General features: G+C 70.4%; 9 protein-coding genes. 5 read left to right on the top strand and 4 right to left on the bottom strand.

Annotated elements, in window-relative coordinates:
• Positions 1 to 86: 86 nt before the first annotated feature.
• Positions 87 to 2,966, top strand: coding sequence for an aconitate hydratase (locus KZC57_RS02520; RefSeq protein ID WP_247640979.1), 2,880 nt, complete (start codon positions 87 to 89; stop codon positions 2,964 to 2,966).
• Positions 2,967 to 3,121: 155 nt separating this feature from the next.
• Positions 3,122 to 5,062, top strand: a complete 1,941-nt coding sequence (dxs, locus tag KZC57_RS02515; RefSeq protein ID WP_060921816.1) for a 1-deoxy-D-xylulose-5-phosphate synthase — start codon at positions 3,122 to 3,124, stop codon at positions 5,060 to 5,062.
• 29 nt (positions 5,063 to 5,091) lie between these two features.
• On the opposite strand, the gene KZC57_RS02510 is transcribed toward dxs, so the two are convergent.
• On the bottom strand, positions 5,092 to 6,549 hold the full coding sequence (locus tag KZC57_RS02510) for a glycerol-3-phosphate dehydrogenase/oxidase (protein WP_247640978.1): 1,458 nt from the start codon (positions 6,547 to 6,549) through the stop codon (positions 5,092 to 5,094).
• The gene (locus KZC57_RS02505; RefSeq protein WP_144881154.1) at positions 6,546 to 7,154 is read right to left on the bottom strand and encodes a TetR/AcrR family transcriptional regulator; all 609 of its coding nucleotides are present in this window, start codon (positions 7,152 to 7,154) and stop codon (positions 6,546 to 6,548) included. Before KZC57_RS02505 ends, KZC57_RS02510 begins: the two co-directional genes overlap by 4 nt.
• 20 nt (positions 7,155 to 7,174) lie before the next feature.
• Between KZC57_RS02505 and KZC57_RS02500 the strand changes: the two genes are divergently transcribed.
• From KZC57_RS02500 to KZC57_RS02490, 3 genes are read left to right on the top strand one after another with little or no spacing between them, the layout of a single operon-like run.
• Entirely contained in the window at positions 7,175 to 8,806 is a 1,632-nt protein-coding gene (locus KZC57_RS02500; protein ID WP_247640977.1) for an FAD-binding oxidoreductase, read from the top strand.
• Position 8,807: 1 nt separating this feature from the next.
• The gene (locus KZC57_RS02495) at positions 8,808 to 9,722 is read left to right on the top strand and encodes a YegS/Rv2252/BmrU family lipid kinase (protein WP_247640976.1); all 915 of its coding nucleotides are present in this window, start codon (positions 8,808 to 8,810) and stop codon (positions 9,720 to 9,722) included.
• Positions 9,712 to 11,376: a GMC oxidoreductase gene (locus tag KZC57_RS02490; protein ID WP_247640975.1), complete on the top strand. Its 1,665-nt coding sequence runs from the start codon at positions 9,712 to 9,714 to the stop codon at positions 11,374 to 11,376. Before KZC57_RS02495 ends, KZC57_RS02490 begins: the two co-directional genes overlap by 11 nt.
• Here the strand turns inward: KZC57_RS02490 and KZC57_RS02485 are convergent, their stop codons facing one another.
• Entirely contained in the window at positions 11,377 to 13,518 is a 2,142-nt protein-coding gene (locus tag KZC57_RS02485; RefSeq protein WP_247640974.1) for a 3-hydroxyacyl-CoA dehydrogenase NAD-binding domain-containing protein, read from the bottom strand.
• On the bottom strand, positions 13,515 to 14,720 hold the full coding sequence (locus tag KZC57_RS02480; RefSeq protein ID WP_060921823.1) for a thiolase family protein: 1,206 nt from the start codon (positions 14,718 to 14,720) through the stop codon (positions 13,515 to 13,517). The genes KZC57_RS02485 and KZC57_RS02480 overlap by 4 nt, the downstream gene beginning before the upstream one ends.
• Positions 14,721 to 14,765: the final 45 nt, after the last annotated feature.

Raw genomic sequence — 14,765 nt, 5'->3', positions numbered from 1 at the left:
TAAATCACGGGCTTTCGCCGGTGACCTGCGCGGAGCAGACTGGTTAGGTCCCCCTTGCTAGCCGCGCGGCCGCACCGGCGAGCAAGATGGAGGCGCCTGTCGCTCCCATCCGAATAGAAGGAGACGGATTCGTGTCCACGGTGAACAGCTTCGGTGCCAAGAGCACCCTGACGGTCGGCAGCACCGACTACGAGATCTTCCGCATCGACACGGTGCCCGGTTTCGACAAGCTCCCCTTCAGCCTCAAGGTCCTCCTGGAGAACCTGCTCCGCACCGAGGACGGCGCGAACGTCACGAAGGCGCAGATCGAGGCGCTCGGGTCGTGGGACGCCAACGCGGAGCCCAACACCGAGATCCAGTTCACGCCGGCGCGTGTGGTCATGCAGGACTTCACCGGTGTGCCCTGCATCGTCGACCTCGCCACCATGCGGGAGGCCGTGACGGCGCTCGGCGGCGACCCGAACAAGATCAACCCGCTCTCGCCGGCCGAGATGGTCATCGACCACTCCGTCATCGCCGACCTGTTCGGCACCGAGAACGCCCTCGAGCGCAACGTCGAGATCGAGTACGAGCGGAACGGCGAGCGGTACCAGTTCCTGCGCTGGGGCCAGACCGCGTTCCAGGACTTCAAGGTCGTGCCCCCCGGCACCGGCATCGTCCACCAGGTGAACATCGAGCACCTGGCGAAGGTCATCTACGACCGCACCAACGGCGGCGTCCTCCAGGCCTACCCCGACACCTGTGTCGGCACCGACTCGCACACCACGATGGTCAACGGACTGGGCGTGCTCGGCTGGGGCGTCGGCGGCATCGAGGCCGAGGCCGCGATGCTCGGCCAGCCCGTGTCGATGCTCATCCCGCGCGTCGTCGGCTTCAAGCTCTCGGGTGAGATCCCCGCCGGCGTGACCGCGACCGACGTGGTGCTGACCATCACCGACATGCTGCGCAAGCACGGCGTCGTCGGCAAGTTCGTCGAGTTCTACGGCGAGGGCGTCGCCTCGGTGCCGCTCGCGAACCGCGCGACGATCGGCAACATGTCGCCCGAGTTCGGCTCGACCGCCGCGATCTTCCCGATCGACGACGTCACCCTCGACTACCTGCGCCTCACCGGCCGCAGCGACGAGGCCGTCGCGCTCGTGGAGGCCTACGCCAAGGAGCAGAAGCTCTGGCACGACGCCTCCCACGAGCCGGTCTTCAGCGAGTACATGGAGCTCGACCTCGGCACGGTCGTCCCGTCCATCGCCGGCCCGAAGCGCCCGCAGGACCGCATCCTCCTCTCCGAGGCGAAGACGCAGTTCGAGCAGGACATCCTGAACTACGCCACGGCGTCGACCAGCGACGACATCGTCGACCTCGAGTCCAAGCACTCCTTCCCGGCGTCCGACCCCGGTCAGGTCCCCGGCGAGGAGGAGCCGACCACGCGTCCCGTGCACATCAGCAGCGGCGCCCCGGCCAACGTGTCGAACCCGGTCCCGGTCACGACTCCCGAGGGCGAGAAGTACATCCTCGACAACGGCGCCGTCACCCTGGCGGCCATCACGTCGTGCACCAACACGTCCAACCCGTCGGTGATGATCGCCGCCGGCCTCCTCGCCCGCAAGGCGCGGGAGAAGGGCCTCAAGCAGAAGCCCTGGGTGAAGACCACGCTCGGCCCCGGCTCGAAGGTCGTCACCGACTACTACGAGAAGTCGGGTCTGGACAAGGACCTCGAGGGCCTCGGCTTCTACACGGTCGGCTACGGCTGCACCATCTGCATCGGAAACTCCGGGCCGCTCATCGAAGAGGTCTCCGAGGCGATCAACTCGCACGACCTCGCGGTCACGGCCGTCCTCTCGGGCAACCGCAACTTCGAGGGCCGCATCAGCCCGGACGTGAAGATGAACTACCTGGCCAGCCCGCCGCTGGTCATCGCGTACGCCCTCGCCGGCTCGATGCACTTCGACTTCGAGACCGACGCGCTCGGCAAGGACGCGGACGGCAACGACGTGTTCCTCAAGGACATCTGGCCGTCGCCGGACGAGGTCCAGGAGATCGTCGACTCGTCGATCTCGCGCGACCAGTTCATCAAGCAGTACGCCACCGTGTTCGACGGTGACGAGCGCTGGCGCAACCTGCCCACGCCGGACGACGACACGTTCCAGTGGGACGAGAAGTCGACGTACGTGCGCAAGGCCCCGTACTTCGACGGCATGACGATGGAGCTCACCCCGGTGAAGGACATCGAAGGTGCGCGCGTCATGGCGACGCTCGGCGACTCGGTCACCACCGACCACATCTCGCCGGCCGGCAACATCAAGCCGGGTACCCCCGCGGCCCAGTACCTCACGGAGCACGGCGTCGACCGCAAGGACTTCAACTCCTTCGGCTCACGCCGCGGCAACCACGAGGTCATGATCCGCGGTACCTTCGCGAACATCCGCCTGAAGAACCTCATGGTCTCGGCCGTGAACGACGGGCAGGTCGTCGAGGGCGGCTACACCCGCGACTTCACGCAGCCGGGCGGCCCGCAGTCGTACATCTACGACGCGTGCATGAACTACGCCGAGCAGGGCACCCCGCTCGTCGTCTTCGGCGGCAAGGAGTACGGCTCCGGCTCGTCCCGTGACTGGGCGGCCAAGGGCACGAGCCTCCTGGGCGTCAAGGCCGTGATCACGGAGAGCTTCGAGCGTATCCACCGCTCCAACCTCATCGGCATGGGCGTCGTCCCGCTGCAGTTCCCCGCCGGCGAGAGCTGGGAGTCGCTGGGTCTCGACGGCACCGAGATCGTCTCGATCACGGGACTCGAGGAGCTCAACAACGGCGTCACCCCGAAGACGGTCAAGGTCACCGCCACCCCGAGCGAGCACTCGCCCGAGGGCAAGCAGCCGGTGGAGTTCGACGCGGTCGTCCGCATCGACACCCCCGGTGAGGCGGACTACTACCGCAACGGCGGCATCCTGCAGTACGTGCTGCGCTCGCTCGTCTGAGCCGCGACGACGAAGGGGCCCGTGTCCACGGACACGGGCCCCTTCGGCGTGTCAAGGGTCTCCCGCCCTCGGGGGATTCCCGGCTCCAAGCGGTAGGATCGGGAAGACGTCCGCACCCGTTCGGACGCTCTGCCGAGGCCTGTGAGGAGGCGCAGATGCCCATTCTTCCGAGCATCTCTGGACCGCGTGATCTTGATCGACTCTCGCCGGAGCAACTGGAAGAACTCGCTGCGGAGATCCGGGCTTTCCTCGTCGAGAACGTCTCGCAGACGGGCGGTCACCTCGGTCCGAACCTCGGCGTCGTCGAGCTGACGATCGCCCTGCACCGCGTGTTCTCGTCTCCGGACGATCCTTTCATCTTCGACACCGGCCACCAGTCCTACGTCCACAAGATCCTCACCGGCCGTCAGGACTTCTCGAAGCTCCGCGTCCGGGAGGGTCTCGCCGGTTACCCGCAGCGTGCGGAGAGCCCCCACGACGTCGTCGAGTCGTCCCACGCCTCCAGCTCGCTGAGCTGGGCCGATGGTGTGTCCCGGGCGCTCACCGCGACGGGTCGCGCGGACCGACACGTCGTCGCGGTCGTCGGCGACGGGGCGCTGACCGGCGGCATGACGTGGGAGGCGCTGAACAACATCTCCGACGACAACGACCGCAACCTCGTGATCGTCGTCAACGACAACGGCCGCTCCTACGCGCCGACCATCGGCGGCATGTCCCGCTTCCTCAACCGGGTCCGCACCGCGGCGGCCTACAAGGACCTCCATCACAAGTCCGATCGCCTGTTCCGCGCGTTCGGGCCGGTGGGCCGCGCGGTGTTCCGCGGCGTGCGGGGCGGCACTCACGGCTTCCTCTCCCGGTTCACGAACAACGAGGCGCTGTACTCCAACCTCGACATCAAGTACCTCGGTCCGGTCGACGGTCACGACCTTCCGGCCCTGCTGGAGACCCTGGAACTGGCGAAGTCGTACGGCGCTCCGGTCATCGTGCACGCGATCACCGAGAAGGGCCGCGGCTACCAGCCGGCCCGTGACGATGAGGCCGACCAGTTCCACGCGGTCGGAAAGATCGACCCGACGACGGGGGAGACGCTGTCCTCGGGCGGCCGCGGGTGGACCGACGTCTTCTCCGACGCCCTCGTGAAGGTCGGGGAACGCCGCTCGGACGTGATCGCCATCACTGCGGCGATGCTCCGGCCCACCGGTCTCGCCCCCTTCGCGGAGCGCTTCCCCGACCGTGTCTACGACGTCGGCATCGCCGAGCAGCACGCGGTGGCTTCGGCCGCCGGACTCGCCTACGGCGGCCTGCACCCGGTCGTCGCCGTGTACGCCACGTTCATGGGACGTGCGTTCGACCAGGTGCTCATGGACGTCGCGCTGCACCGCGCGGGCGTCACCTTCGTGCTCGATCGGGCCGGCGTCACGGGTCCCGACGGTCCCAGCCACCACGGCATGTGGGATCTCGCCATGCTGCAGATCGTCCCGCATATCCGCATCGCCGCACCCCGTGACGGTGCACGACTGACCGAGGCGCTGGACGAAGCGGTCGCCGTCGAGGACGCTCCGACCGTCATCCGCTTCCCGAAGGGCGACGTCTCCGCCGATCTGCCGGCGCTCGAGCGCCTCTCGGACGGCGTGGACGTGCTGGCGCGCGGCGAGGGCGAAGACGTCCTCATCGTCGCCATCGGCCCCTTCGCCTCCCTGGCCGTCGACGTGGCGGAGCGGCTGCGCGCCCAGGGCATCGGCGCCACCGTGATCGACCCGCGGTGGGCGATCCCGGTGCAGCCCTCGGTCGTCGAGCTCGCGGCGAGGCATCGCCTGGTGATCACGCTGGAGGACGGCATCCGCGTGGGCGGCATCGGCACGCGCGTGCGGCAGGTGCTCCGCGAGGCGGGCATCGACACGGCGGTGGACGAGCTGGGTCTTCCCGATGAGTTCATCGACCACGCCTCGCGTGATCAGATCCTCGCCGACGCCGGGCTCACGGCCTCGAAGATCGCCCAGGACGTCGTGGCACAGGTGCTGGGCACCCGCATCCCGAAGGCCCGCCACGCCGGCGAGACCGGCGCAATCGAGCTCCCGCTCCACGAGCGCCACTGACGCGTTTCCCGAGCAGGACTCCCCGTCGGTCAGCCGAGGTCGGCCACCGTCTCGGCGACGATCTGTTCCACTACGGTAAGGGCGCGGGCGCGCTCGTCGGGGATGAGTCCGATCCGCGTGCGGCGGTCCAGCACATCGGCTGCCGTGAGCGCGCCCTGGAATCGGACGGCGTGCTCGACGGCGGCGCGGGAGAGAGTGGTGCCCTCGGCGATGCCGTCCTGCGAGCCGTCACCCGGTGCGGGATCGTCGATCAGGCGCAGCGTCGCGGTGCTGCTGGGACCGGCCAGGAGGCCTCGCTGCTGCACCGCCAGGTCCACGGTATCTTCCGCCATCCGGCGGTAGGTCGTCAGCTTGCCGCCGAGGACGGAGATGATGCCGGACTCGGAGGCGCGCACGAGGTGACGACGGGAGACGTCCGCGGTCTCGGCCGCTCCGGTGTCTACGAGCGGGCGGAGGCCGGCGAAGGCCCCACGGACGCGGTCCCGCGCCACTGGCACCGCGAGCAGGCGGTTCAGCGTCTCCAGGAGGAAGCTGATCTCGGCCTCGGTGGGCTCGGCGACGGAGGGGATAGGGCCCGGCGCGTCGACATCGGTGAGACCGACGATGAGACGCCCGCCGCGCTGTGGCAGGGCGAACACGTAGCGGCTGATGGAACCTTCCAGCGGGATGGTCAGCGCAGCGGCCGGATCGCCGAGATCCGCGGCGTCCAGGACGATGTGGGTGCCGCGGCTCGGGCGCAGAGTGAGGCCGTCGTCGAGGGTCGCCGCCCACACCCCGGTGGCGTTGACGACCGCCCGTGCCCGGATATCGATGCGTTCCCCGGTGAGCATGTCCGTCGCCGTGGCCCCGTCGGCGTGCAGCCGCTCGGCGCGCACTCGCGTGAGGATCCGCGCGCCGAGACCGGCAGCCGTGCGGGCGACAGCCACGACGAGGGCGGCGTCATCGGACAGCTGGCCGTCGTATGTGACCATGCCGCCGCGCAGTCCGCGGGGGTTCAGGGCGGGGAACAGGCGCAGGGCCCTCGCCGTCCCGACGGGGTGCGGCCCCGGGAGGGTCTTCGCGCTCGTGCGCGCCTGCAGGCGGAGGAGGTCCCCCATGGCCATCCCCGCCGCCCCGGCCCCCCGCTGGCGGCCGCTGACACCGGGGGCGAACGGGAGCAGCTGTCCGAGCGGACGGATGAGGTGGGGTGCGATCACCGACATCAGCAGATGCCGCTCCCGCGCACTCTCGCGCGCCGTCGCCACGTCGCCCGTCGCGAGGTACCGCAGGCCGCCGTGGACGAGCTTCGAGCTGAATCGGCTTGTCCCGAAGGCGAGGTCCTCCGCCTCGATGAGGGTCACACGGAGACCGCGCGACGCGGCGTCCAGGGCCACGCCCGTCCCGGTGATCCCGCCACCGACCACGAGGAGGTCGCACGTGTCGTCGGCCGCGGCCGCGAGCTCGCTTCGGCGGCGCGCCGCGTGGAGAGCGGTCGAGGCTGAGGTCATGGCCGCAGGTGGCCGTCCAGCGCGGCGCGGAGCTCGCGTTCCCAGGCCTGCTCGTCGATGAGGTCGGCCACCGTGCCGTGCGACAGCACGGCGGACTGGGCGATCAGCAGGAGCATGACGGCGATCTCGCCGGGTTCGCCCGCGCGCACCGAACCCTGGGCCTGTGCCGCTGCGATCGCGTCGGCCAGCCACCGGAGGATGAGCCGCTGGCTGGAGCCCACCCGGTGCAGCGTGTAGCGCGTGAACGCCTCGGGTTCCTCCTCGAGGAGACGGCCGTACACCGGGTCAGCCCGGAAGAGGGAGGTGAACTGCAGCACATCGGCGACGAGCGCATCCCGGGACTCGACCTTCGCCGGGAACTCCTGGAGGAGGTCCGCGACCCGCCGCAGGAGCGCGGACCGGACGACGTCGTCGGCGTCGCGCCAGGTTCGGTAGATGGTGGGACGGCTGAGGCCGGAGCGCCGGGCGAGTGCGGCGATGGTCACACCGTGGACACCGCTGCGGACGAGCAGGTCGTCCGCCGCGTCGAGGACTCGGCGTTGCGTGGCATCCCAGGCGGGAGTGAAGGCTTCCGAGGGAACATCCGAAGGTTGACGTTCTTCCATGATGTGTCACACTGTAACCCATGGAGCAGCGGAACGGCAGAGGAGCCGACAGGCCCGAGATGCGCTGGAACGGCTGGGGCGACCCGGAAAGGGCGAAGGACCTCCCTCTCGCGGTCCGGGGCCTGCTGCCCCTGCTGCTGGGCCGTGTTCCCCGCCCGCCGCATCCGCCCGCGCTGGACGACGTGCGAGTACGGCCCTCCCGGCTGACGGTCGATGATCTCGACGCGCTGGTGGCCGCGGTCGGTCCCGACGCAGTCGATGCCACGACGTCGATGCGCCTTCGGCATGCCGGGGGGCGCTCCACGCCCGATCTCCTGCGGCGGCGGGCTGTCGAGCAGGACGCCCCCGATGCCGTCGTGTTCCCCGCGGACCACGACGCCGTCCGCGCCTGCCTCGCGCTGGCGGGGGAGCGCGGGATCGCCGTGATCCCCTTCGGCGGGGGAACGAGCGTCGTCGGGGCGCTGGACCCGGAGACCGGCCGACATCGTGCGGTGCTCAGCCTGGACCTGCGCCGGCTTTCCGGGCTGCTCCGGCTCGACGAAGTGAGCGGCGAGGCGACCCTCGCAGCAGGCACGACCGGACCCGAGGCCGAAGCGCTGCTGTCGGCGCACGGGTTCGAGCTGGGGCACTTCCCGCAGAGCTTCCGGTATGCGACCATCGGCGGTTTCGCCGCCGCTCGGTCGTCCGGACAGAACTCGGCGGGCAACGGGCGCTTCGACGCGATGGTGACCGGGATCCGCGTCGCGACGCCCACGGGGGATCTCGACCTCGGCCGCGCGCCGGGATCGGCGGCCGGGCCGGATCTCCTCCGCCTCTTCCTGGGCTCCGAGGGGATCTTCGGCGTGATCACGGAGGTCCGCGTCCGCGTGCACCCGGTACCGACGGCGCGGATCTTCGAGTCGTGGACCTTTCCGGACTTCGACCGCGGCGCCGATGCGCTCCGCCGGGTCGTCCAGCAGGGGGCCGGCCCCACGGTCATCCGGCTCTCGGATGAAGCCGAGACCGCCGTGAGCCTCGCCCAGGTCGGCCGGATCGGGAAGGCTCTTGCGAAGGGGGCGAGCGTCGTGACGGTGTTCGAGGGCGACGACGCCGCGGCACGCCGGGACCGGACCGCGGAGATCCTCGCCGCGGCGGGTGGACGGTCTGCGGGCACCGGCGACGCGGAGGAATGGGCGGCGGGACGCTTCGACGGTCCATACCTGCGTGACGCACTGCTCGATGCCGGGGTGTTCTGCGAGACGCTGGAGACCGCGACCACCTGGTCGAACCTGCGCACTCTGAAGGAAGCGGTCGAGGGGGCGCTGCGGGACGGCTTCGACGCGGCGGACGCCCGCTCGTACGTCATGTGTCATGTCTCGCACGTGTACCCGACCGGCGCGTCCCTCTACTTCACGGTGCTCGCCGGGCTGCGACAGGATCCGCTCGGCGCCTGGACCGTCGTGAAGGGCAGGGTGAACGACGCGATCCTCGCGAACGGCGGGACGATCAGCCATCATCACGCCGTGGGTCGCGATCACGCCCCCTGGCTCGCGCAGGAGATCGGGGACACCGGCGTGCGGATCCTCACCGCCGTGAAGCGGGAACTCGATCCTCGCGGCATCATGAACCCGGGCGCCGTCCTCGTCGACGGCGGGCACAGGGCGACCGTCTGACATGGGTCACATCGCGGTGCTGTCGAACCCGCTGTCCGGCAAGGGCCGCGGACAGCGTGTCGCGCAGGAGACGCTCGATCATCTGCGGCAGCGGGGCGCGGTCGTCCGCGTCTATGTCGGAGAGTCGGCTGCGGACACGAGGCGACTGGCCGGGGCCGCGCTGGACGCGGCACCCGACGGACTCGTCGTGGTCGGCGGCGACGGCACCCTCTCCGGCATCCTCGAGCTCGTGTGCGCCGCGGGCGTCCCGGTCACGGTGGTCCCCGCCGGCACGGGGAACGACCTGGCGCGCGCACTCGGGCTGCCGCGCGCGGACGTGGCGGAGGCGGTCGAGCTCGCGCTGACCGGCGTGCCCCGTGCCATCGACATCGGCGAGGTGCGGACTGCGACGGGCACCTCGCTGTTCCTCACCGTGGCGGCTCTGGGTTTCGACGCCCGGGTGAGCGATCGCACCAACCGTCTCCGCTGGCCCTCCGGCGCGCTGCGCTACTACCTCGCGCTGCTGATCGAGCTCATCCGGCTGCGTCCCATCGATTTCACGATCCGTGCCGATGACGGCCCGATGACCCCGGCCCGCGGCACCCTCGTGGCGGTCGGGAACACGGCCAGCTACGGCGGGGGGATGCCGGTCTGCGTGGGCGCGGCCCCGGACGACGGCGCCCTCGACGTCGTCGCCGTGGGCCCCCTCGGCCGCCTCCGGCTGCTGCGCCTGTTCCCCCTCCTCCTGCGCGGGACGCACCTCGCGCGGCCCGAGGTGCAGCACCTCCGCGCCCGCACCGTCACGGTCTCCGCTCCGGGCCTCGTGGCCTACGCGGACGGCGAGCGCGTGGGGGAGGATTCCTGCACGATCTCGGTCCGGGCGGGGGCACTGACCGTCATGACCCGGGCGGAGCGGAGGGACGCGCATGTTCGATGAGGACGTCGTCATCGTCGGGTCGGGCTTCGGCGGCTCCGTCGCGGCCCTCCGGCTCACGGAGAAGGGCTACCGCGTGCGTGTGTTCGAGGCCGGGCGGCGCTTCGCCGACGAGGACTTCGCGAAGACGAGCTGGGACGTCCGTCGCTACCTCTGGGCACCGGCGCTCGGGTGCTTCGGGGTGCAGCGCATCCACCGGCTCCCGCACGTCATGATCCTCGCGGGGGCGGGCGTGGGCGGTGGGTCGCTCAACTACGCGAATACGCTGTACGAACCGGGCGCGGCATTCTTCGCCGACTCCCAGTGGGCGTCGATCCGAGACTGGCGGGCGGCCTTGGCCCCGCACTACGCCATGGCCAAGCGCATGCTCGGCGTGGTGGAGCGCTATCCGCACGAGGGTCCTGTGGAGCGGATCATGGCGGGAGCCGCGGAGGACCTCGGGGTGGGTGCGACCTTTCGCCGAGCCCCGGTCGGCGTGTGGTTCGGGCAGCCGGGGCAGCGGGTCGCCGATCCGTTCTTCGGCGGCGAGGGTCCGGAGCGCACGGGCTGCACGCTCTGTGGGAACTGCATGGTCGGCTGCCGCGTCGGCGCGAAGAACACCCTCGTGAAGAACTACCTCGCCCTGGCCGAGCGCCGCGGGGCGGTCATCGAGCCGCTGCGCACCGTCACCGAGGTGCGTGAGCTGCCGGACGGCGGCTTCTCCGTCACGACACGACGGAGTGGTGCCTGGTTCCGGCGGCGTGAGCAGACCGTCACCGCGCGAGAGGTCGTGCTGGCGGCGGGGACCTGGGGCACCCAGCAGCTCCTCCATCGGATGAAGGCGTCTGGCGCGCTCCCGCGGATCTCCGACGCCGTGGGCCGGCTCACCCGGACGAACTCGGAGGCGTTGGACGGCGCCGTCGCGGTTCGCGTGCCGGAGCGGGTGGAGCTGGCGCGGGGCGTGGCGATCACCACCTCTTTCCACGTGGACGACCGCACCCATGTCGAGAACGTCCGCTACGGTCCGGGATCGAACCTGATGGGCGCTCTCGCCACCGTGCTGGTCCCCGGTGACCGCGCCCTGCCGGGTCGCCTCGTCGCGCTCGCGGGGCAGGTGCTGCGCCGTCCCGCGCGGGCCCTCCGCCTCGCCTCCCTCCGGCGCTGGAGCGAGCGGGGGATCATCGCGCTCGTCATGCAGACCGCCGACAACTCGCTCACGCTGTCGCTGCGGCGGCGCTTCGGGCGCGTGCAGCTCACGAGCGCCCAGGGGCACGGCGCACCGAACCCCAGCCACCTCCCCGAGGCGCATCGTGCCGCCCGTGCCATCGCTGCTCGCCTGCAGCGCGAGGGCGGAGTGCCCACCGAGCCGCGCGGCTCCTGGCCGGAGGTCTTCGGGATCCCGCTCACCGCGCACTTCCTCGGCGGGGCGGTGATCTCCGGCTCGCCGGAGGAGGGGGTCGTGGACGAGTATCAGCGCGTCTGGGGACACCCGGGGCTGCACGTCGTCGATGGAGCCGCCGTACCCGCGAATCCGGGGGTGAACCCGTCCCTGACCATCACCGCCCTCGCGGAGCACGCCCTGTCGCACTGGCCACGACGCGGCGAGCCGGATACTCGGCCGGCATCGGGGACGACGCAGGGGGCCGCGCCCATGGCGCGACCCCCTGCGGAGAGCTGATCAGCGGTTCTCGATACCGCGGATCTGCGGCGTGTGGAACGAGCCGCCGAACGCGCGCTCGGAGGCTCCCTCGCGGTCGAGGTACGGCGACGCCCCACCATCGATGAACGGCCAGCCGGCGCCGAGGATGAGGCACAGGTCGATGTCCTCGACCTCCGGCACCACGCCCTCGTCGAGCATCAGCTTGATCTCGGTCGCGAGTCCGTCCTGCACGCGCTGCAGGATCGTGGCCGCCGACGCCGGGCTCTTGCCGACGGCGGGCGCCAGGACCTTCTCGGCCTGCTTCGTCCAGCCGACCACCCGGCCGCCCTTGTCCTTCTCGACGACCTGGTCGAGCTCGGCCAGGGCATGGAAGTTCTCGTTGGCGTAGAACCGGTCGGGGAACGCGCGCACCATGGTGTCCTGCACGTGCGCGGCGACCTTCCAGCCGACGAGGTCGATGAGCTGGAAGGGGCCCATCGGGAGGCCGAGCGGCGCGAACGCCTTCTCGACGTCGGCGATCGGGGTGCCCTCGTAGACGGCGCGCGCCGCCTCGCCCATGACCTTCGCGAGCAGACGGTTCACCACGAAGCCCGGGGCATCGGCGGTGAGCACCGCGTTCTTGCCGAGGTTCTTGGCGACGACGAACGCCGTCGACAGGGCGGTGTCGGCGGTCGTCGGCGTCTTCACGATCTCGATCAGCGGCATGACCGCGACCGGGTTGAAGAAGTGGAAGCCGACGAGCCGCTCCGGGTGGGCGAGCTTCGCGCCGATCTCCTCGACCGAGAGCGACGAGGTGTTCGTGGCGAGCACCGCGTCCTCCGCGATGATCTTCTCGATCTCGCCGAAGACCTGCTGCTTGACGCCGACCTCTTCGAAGACCGCCTCGATGACGAAGTCGCAGTCCGCGTAGAGGCTCTTGTCGGTGGTGCCCGTGACGAGACCGCGCAGCTTGTTCGCGGTGTCCGCGTCCACCCGGCCCTTGGCCTCCAGCTTGCCGATCTCCTCGTGGATGTAGGCGACGCCCTTGTCGACGCGCGCCTGGTCGAGGTCGGTGATCAGCACGGGCACCTGGAGCTTGCGCACGAACAGCAGCGCGAACTGGCTGGCCATGAGACCCGCACCGATGATGCCGACCTTGGTGACCTTCTTCGCGAGCTCCTTGTCGGGGGCGCCGACCGGACGCTTCGCGCGCTTCTGCACGAGGTCGAAGGCGTACATCGACGCGGCGAACTGATCGCCGGTCACCAGTTCCGCCAGAGCCTCGTCCTCGCGGGCGAAGCCCTCCGCCTTGGTGCCGCTCTTCGCCTTGTCGAGCAGCTCGAGAGCCGCGTAGGGCGACTTCGGCACGGTGCCGATCTTGGACTCCAGCATGCCGCGCGCCATCTTGATGGCGATCGGCCACTTGGTGAGCCGCTCGATCTTGCCCGGCTCGTTCTTGCGCACGACCTTCTTGCCGCCGAGGACCGCGTCCGCCCAGGCGAGCGAGTTCTCGAGGTAGGTCGCAGCGGGGAAGATGGCGTCGAAGATGCCGAGGTCGAAGGCCTGCTGCGGCTTCAGCATGCGGTTCTGCTTGAGCGGGTTGGAGATGACCACCTCGAGGGCGTTCTCGATGCCGATGAGGTTCGGCAGCAGGTAGGCGCCGCCCCACCCGGGGATGATGCCGAGGAAGACCTCGGGCAGCGCCACGGCCGCGGCCGAGGCGTCGACCGTGCGGAACGTGGAGTTCAGGGCGATCTCCAGGCCGCCGCCGAGCGCGAGGCCGTTCACGAACGCGAACGACGGCACGCCGAGCTCGCTCAGCTTCCCGAGGACCTTGTGACCGAGCTGGGCGATCAGACGCGCGTTGTCGCGCGAGCCGACCTTGCTGATGTCCGAGAGGTCGGCGCCGGCGGCCATGATGTACTGCTTGCCGGTGATGCCGACCGCCTGGATCTCGCCGGCCGCCGCGCGGGCCTTGAGGCCGTCCAGCGTCGCGCCGAGTTCGGTGAGGGTGGCAGGACCCAGGGTGTTCGGACGGGTGTGGTCACGACCGTTGTCCAGCGTGATCAGGGCGAGGACCTTGCCCGACGCGAGGCGGATGTCGCGCACGGGGGAGTGCGTGACGACCTCTCCCTCGGTGAGCGCCTGGATGGGCGAGAAGTCGACGTCGTCGTAGCTCACTTCTTCTTCTTTCCGTCGTAGTGCGGGTTCTCCCAGATGACCGAGCCGCCCTGGCCGAGACCGACGCACATCGCCGTCAGGCCGTATCGCACGTCGGGGCGCTCCGCGAACTGCGCCGCGAGCTGGATCATGAGGCGGACGCCGGAAGCGGCCAGCGGGTGGCCGACCGCGATCGCGCCGCCCCACGGATTCACCCGGGGGTCGTCGTCGTCGATGCCGAAGTGGTCGAGGAGGGAGATCACCTGGATGGCGAACGCCTCATTGAGCTCGAAGAGTCCGATGTCGGAGATGTCCAGACCGGCCTTCTTGAGCGCCTTCTCGGTCGACGGGATCGGGCCGATACCCATGATCTCGGGCTGCACACCGGCGAACGCGAACGAGACCATCCGCATCTTCGGCGCGAGTCCAAGCTCCTTGACCGCGCTGCCGCCGGCGAGCAGCGACATCGTCGCGCCGTCGGTGAGCGGCGAGGAGGTTCCGGCGGTCACGCGACCGTGCGGGCGGAAGGGAGTCTTGAGGCCGGCGAGGTCCTCCATCGTGGTCTGCGGACGGCGGCCCTCATCCTCGGTGGCGAGGCCCCAGGCACCGTCGGCACCCTTGATCGCGACGGACACGAGGTCCGGCTGGATCTTGCCGGCGTCGTACGCCGCCTGCACCTTCTGCTGGCTGCGCATGCCGTAGCGGTCGGAGCGCTCCTTGGTGAGGTGCGGGAAGCGGTCGAAGATGCGCTCCGCGGTGACGCCCATGTTGAGGGCGCCAGGGTCGACCATCTTCTCCGCCACGAAACGCGGGTTGGGGTCGGCGTTCGCGCCGATCGGGTGGTGACCCATGTGCTCGACGCCGCCTGCGAGGGCGAGGTCGTACATGCCCACGCCGATCGAGGCGCCCATGGTCGTCACGCTCGTCATCGCGCCGGCGCACATGCGCTCCACCGCGAGTCCGGGGACGGTCTGGGGGAGTCCGGCGAGGATCGCCACCGACCGCCCGAGGGTGAGCCCCTGGTCGCCGGTCTGGCTCGTCGCGGCGATGGCGACATCGTCGATGCGGTCCGCCGGCACGGCCGCGTTGCGCTCCATCAGGCCGATGGTCGCCTTCACGGCGAGGTCATCCGCGCGGGTGTTCCAGTACATGCCCTTTTCGCCGGCGCGCCCGAAGGGGGTGCGCACTCCATCGACGAAGAAGACGTCCGAGATCTCGGCCACTCTGCCTCCAAGTTAGTGCGGTGGCCTCAGTCTATGAACGGCCGG

It is taken from the genome of Microbacterium sp. KSW4-4, from assembly GCF_023091185.1.
In the GTDB taxonomy this organism is placed as follows: domain Bacteria; phylum Actinomycetota; class Actinomycetes; order Actinomycetales; family Microbacteriaceae; genus Microbacterium; species Microbacterium paraoxydans.
The sequence above is the reverse complement of the archived record's forward strand: the minus strand, read 5'-3'. Positions and strand labels throughout refer to the sequence as shown.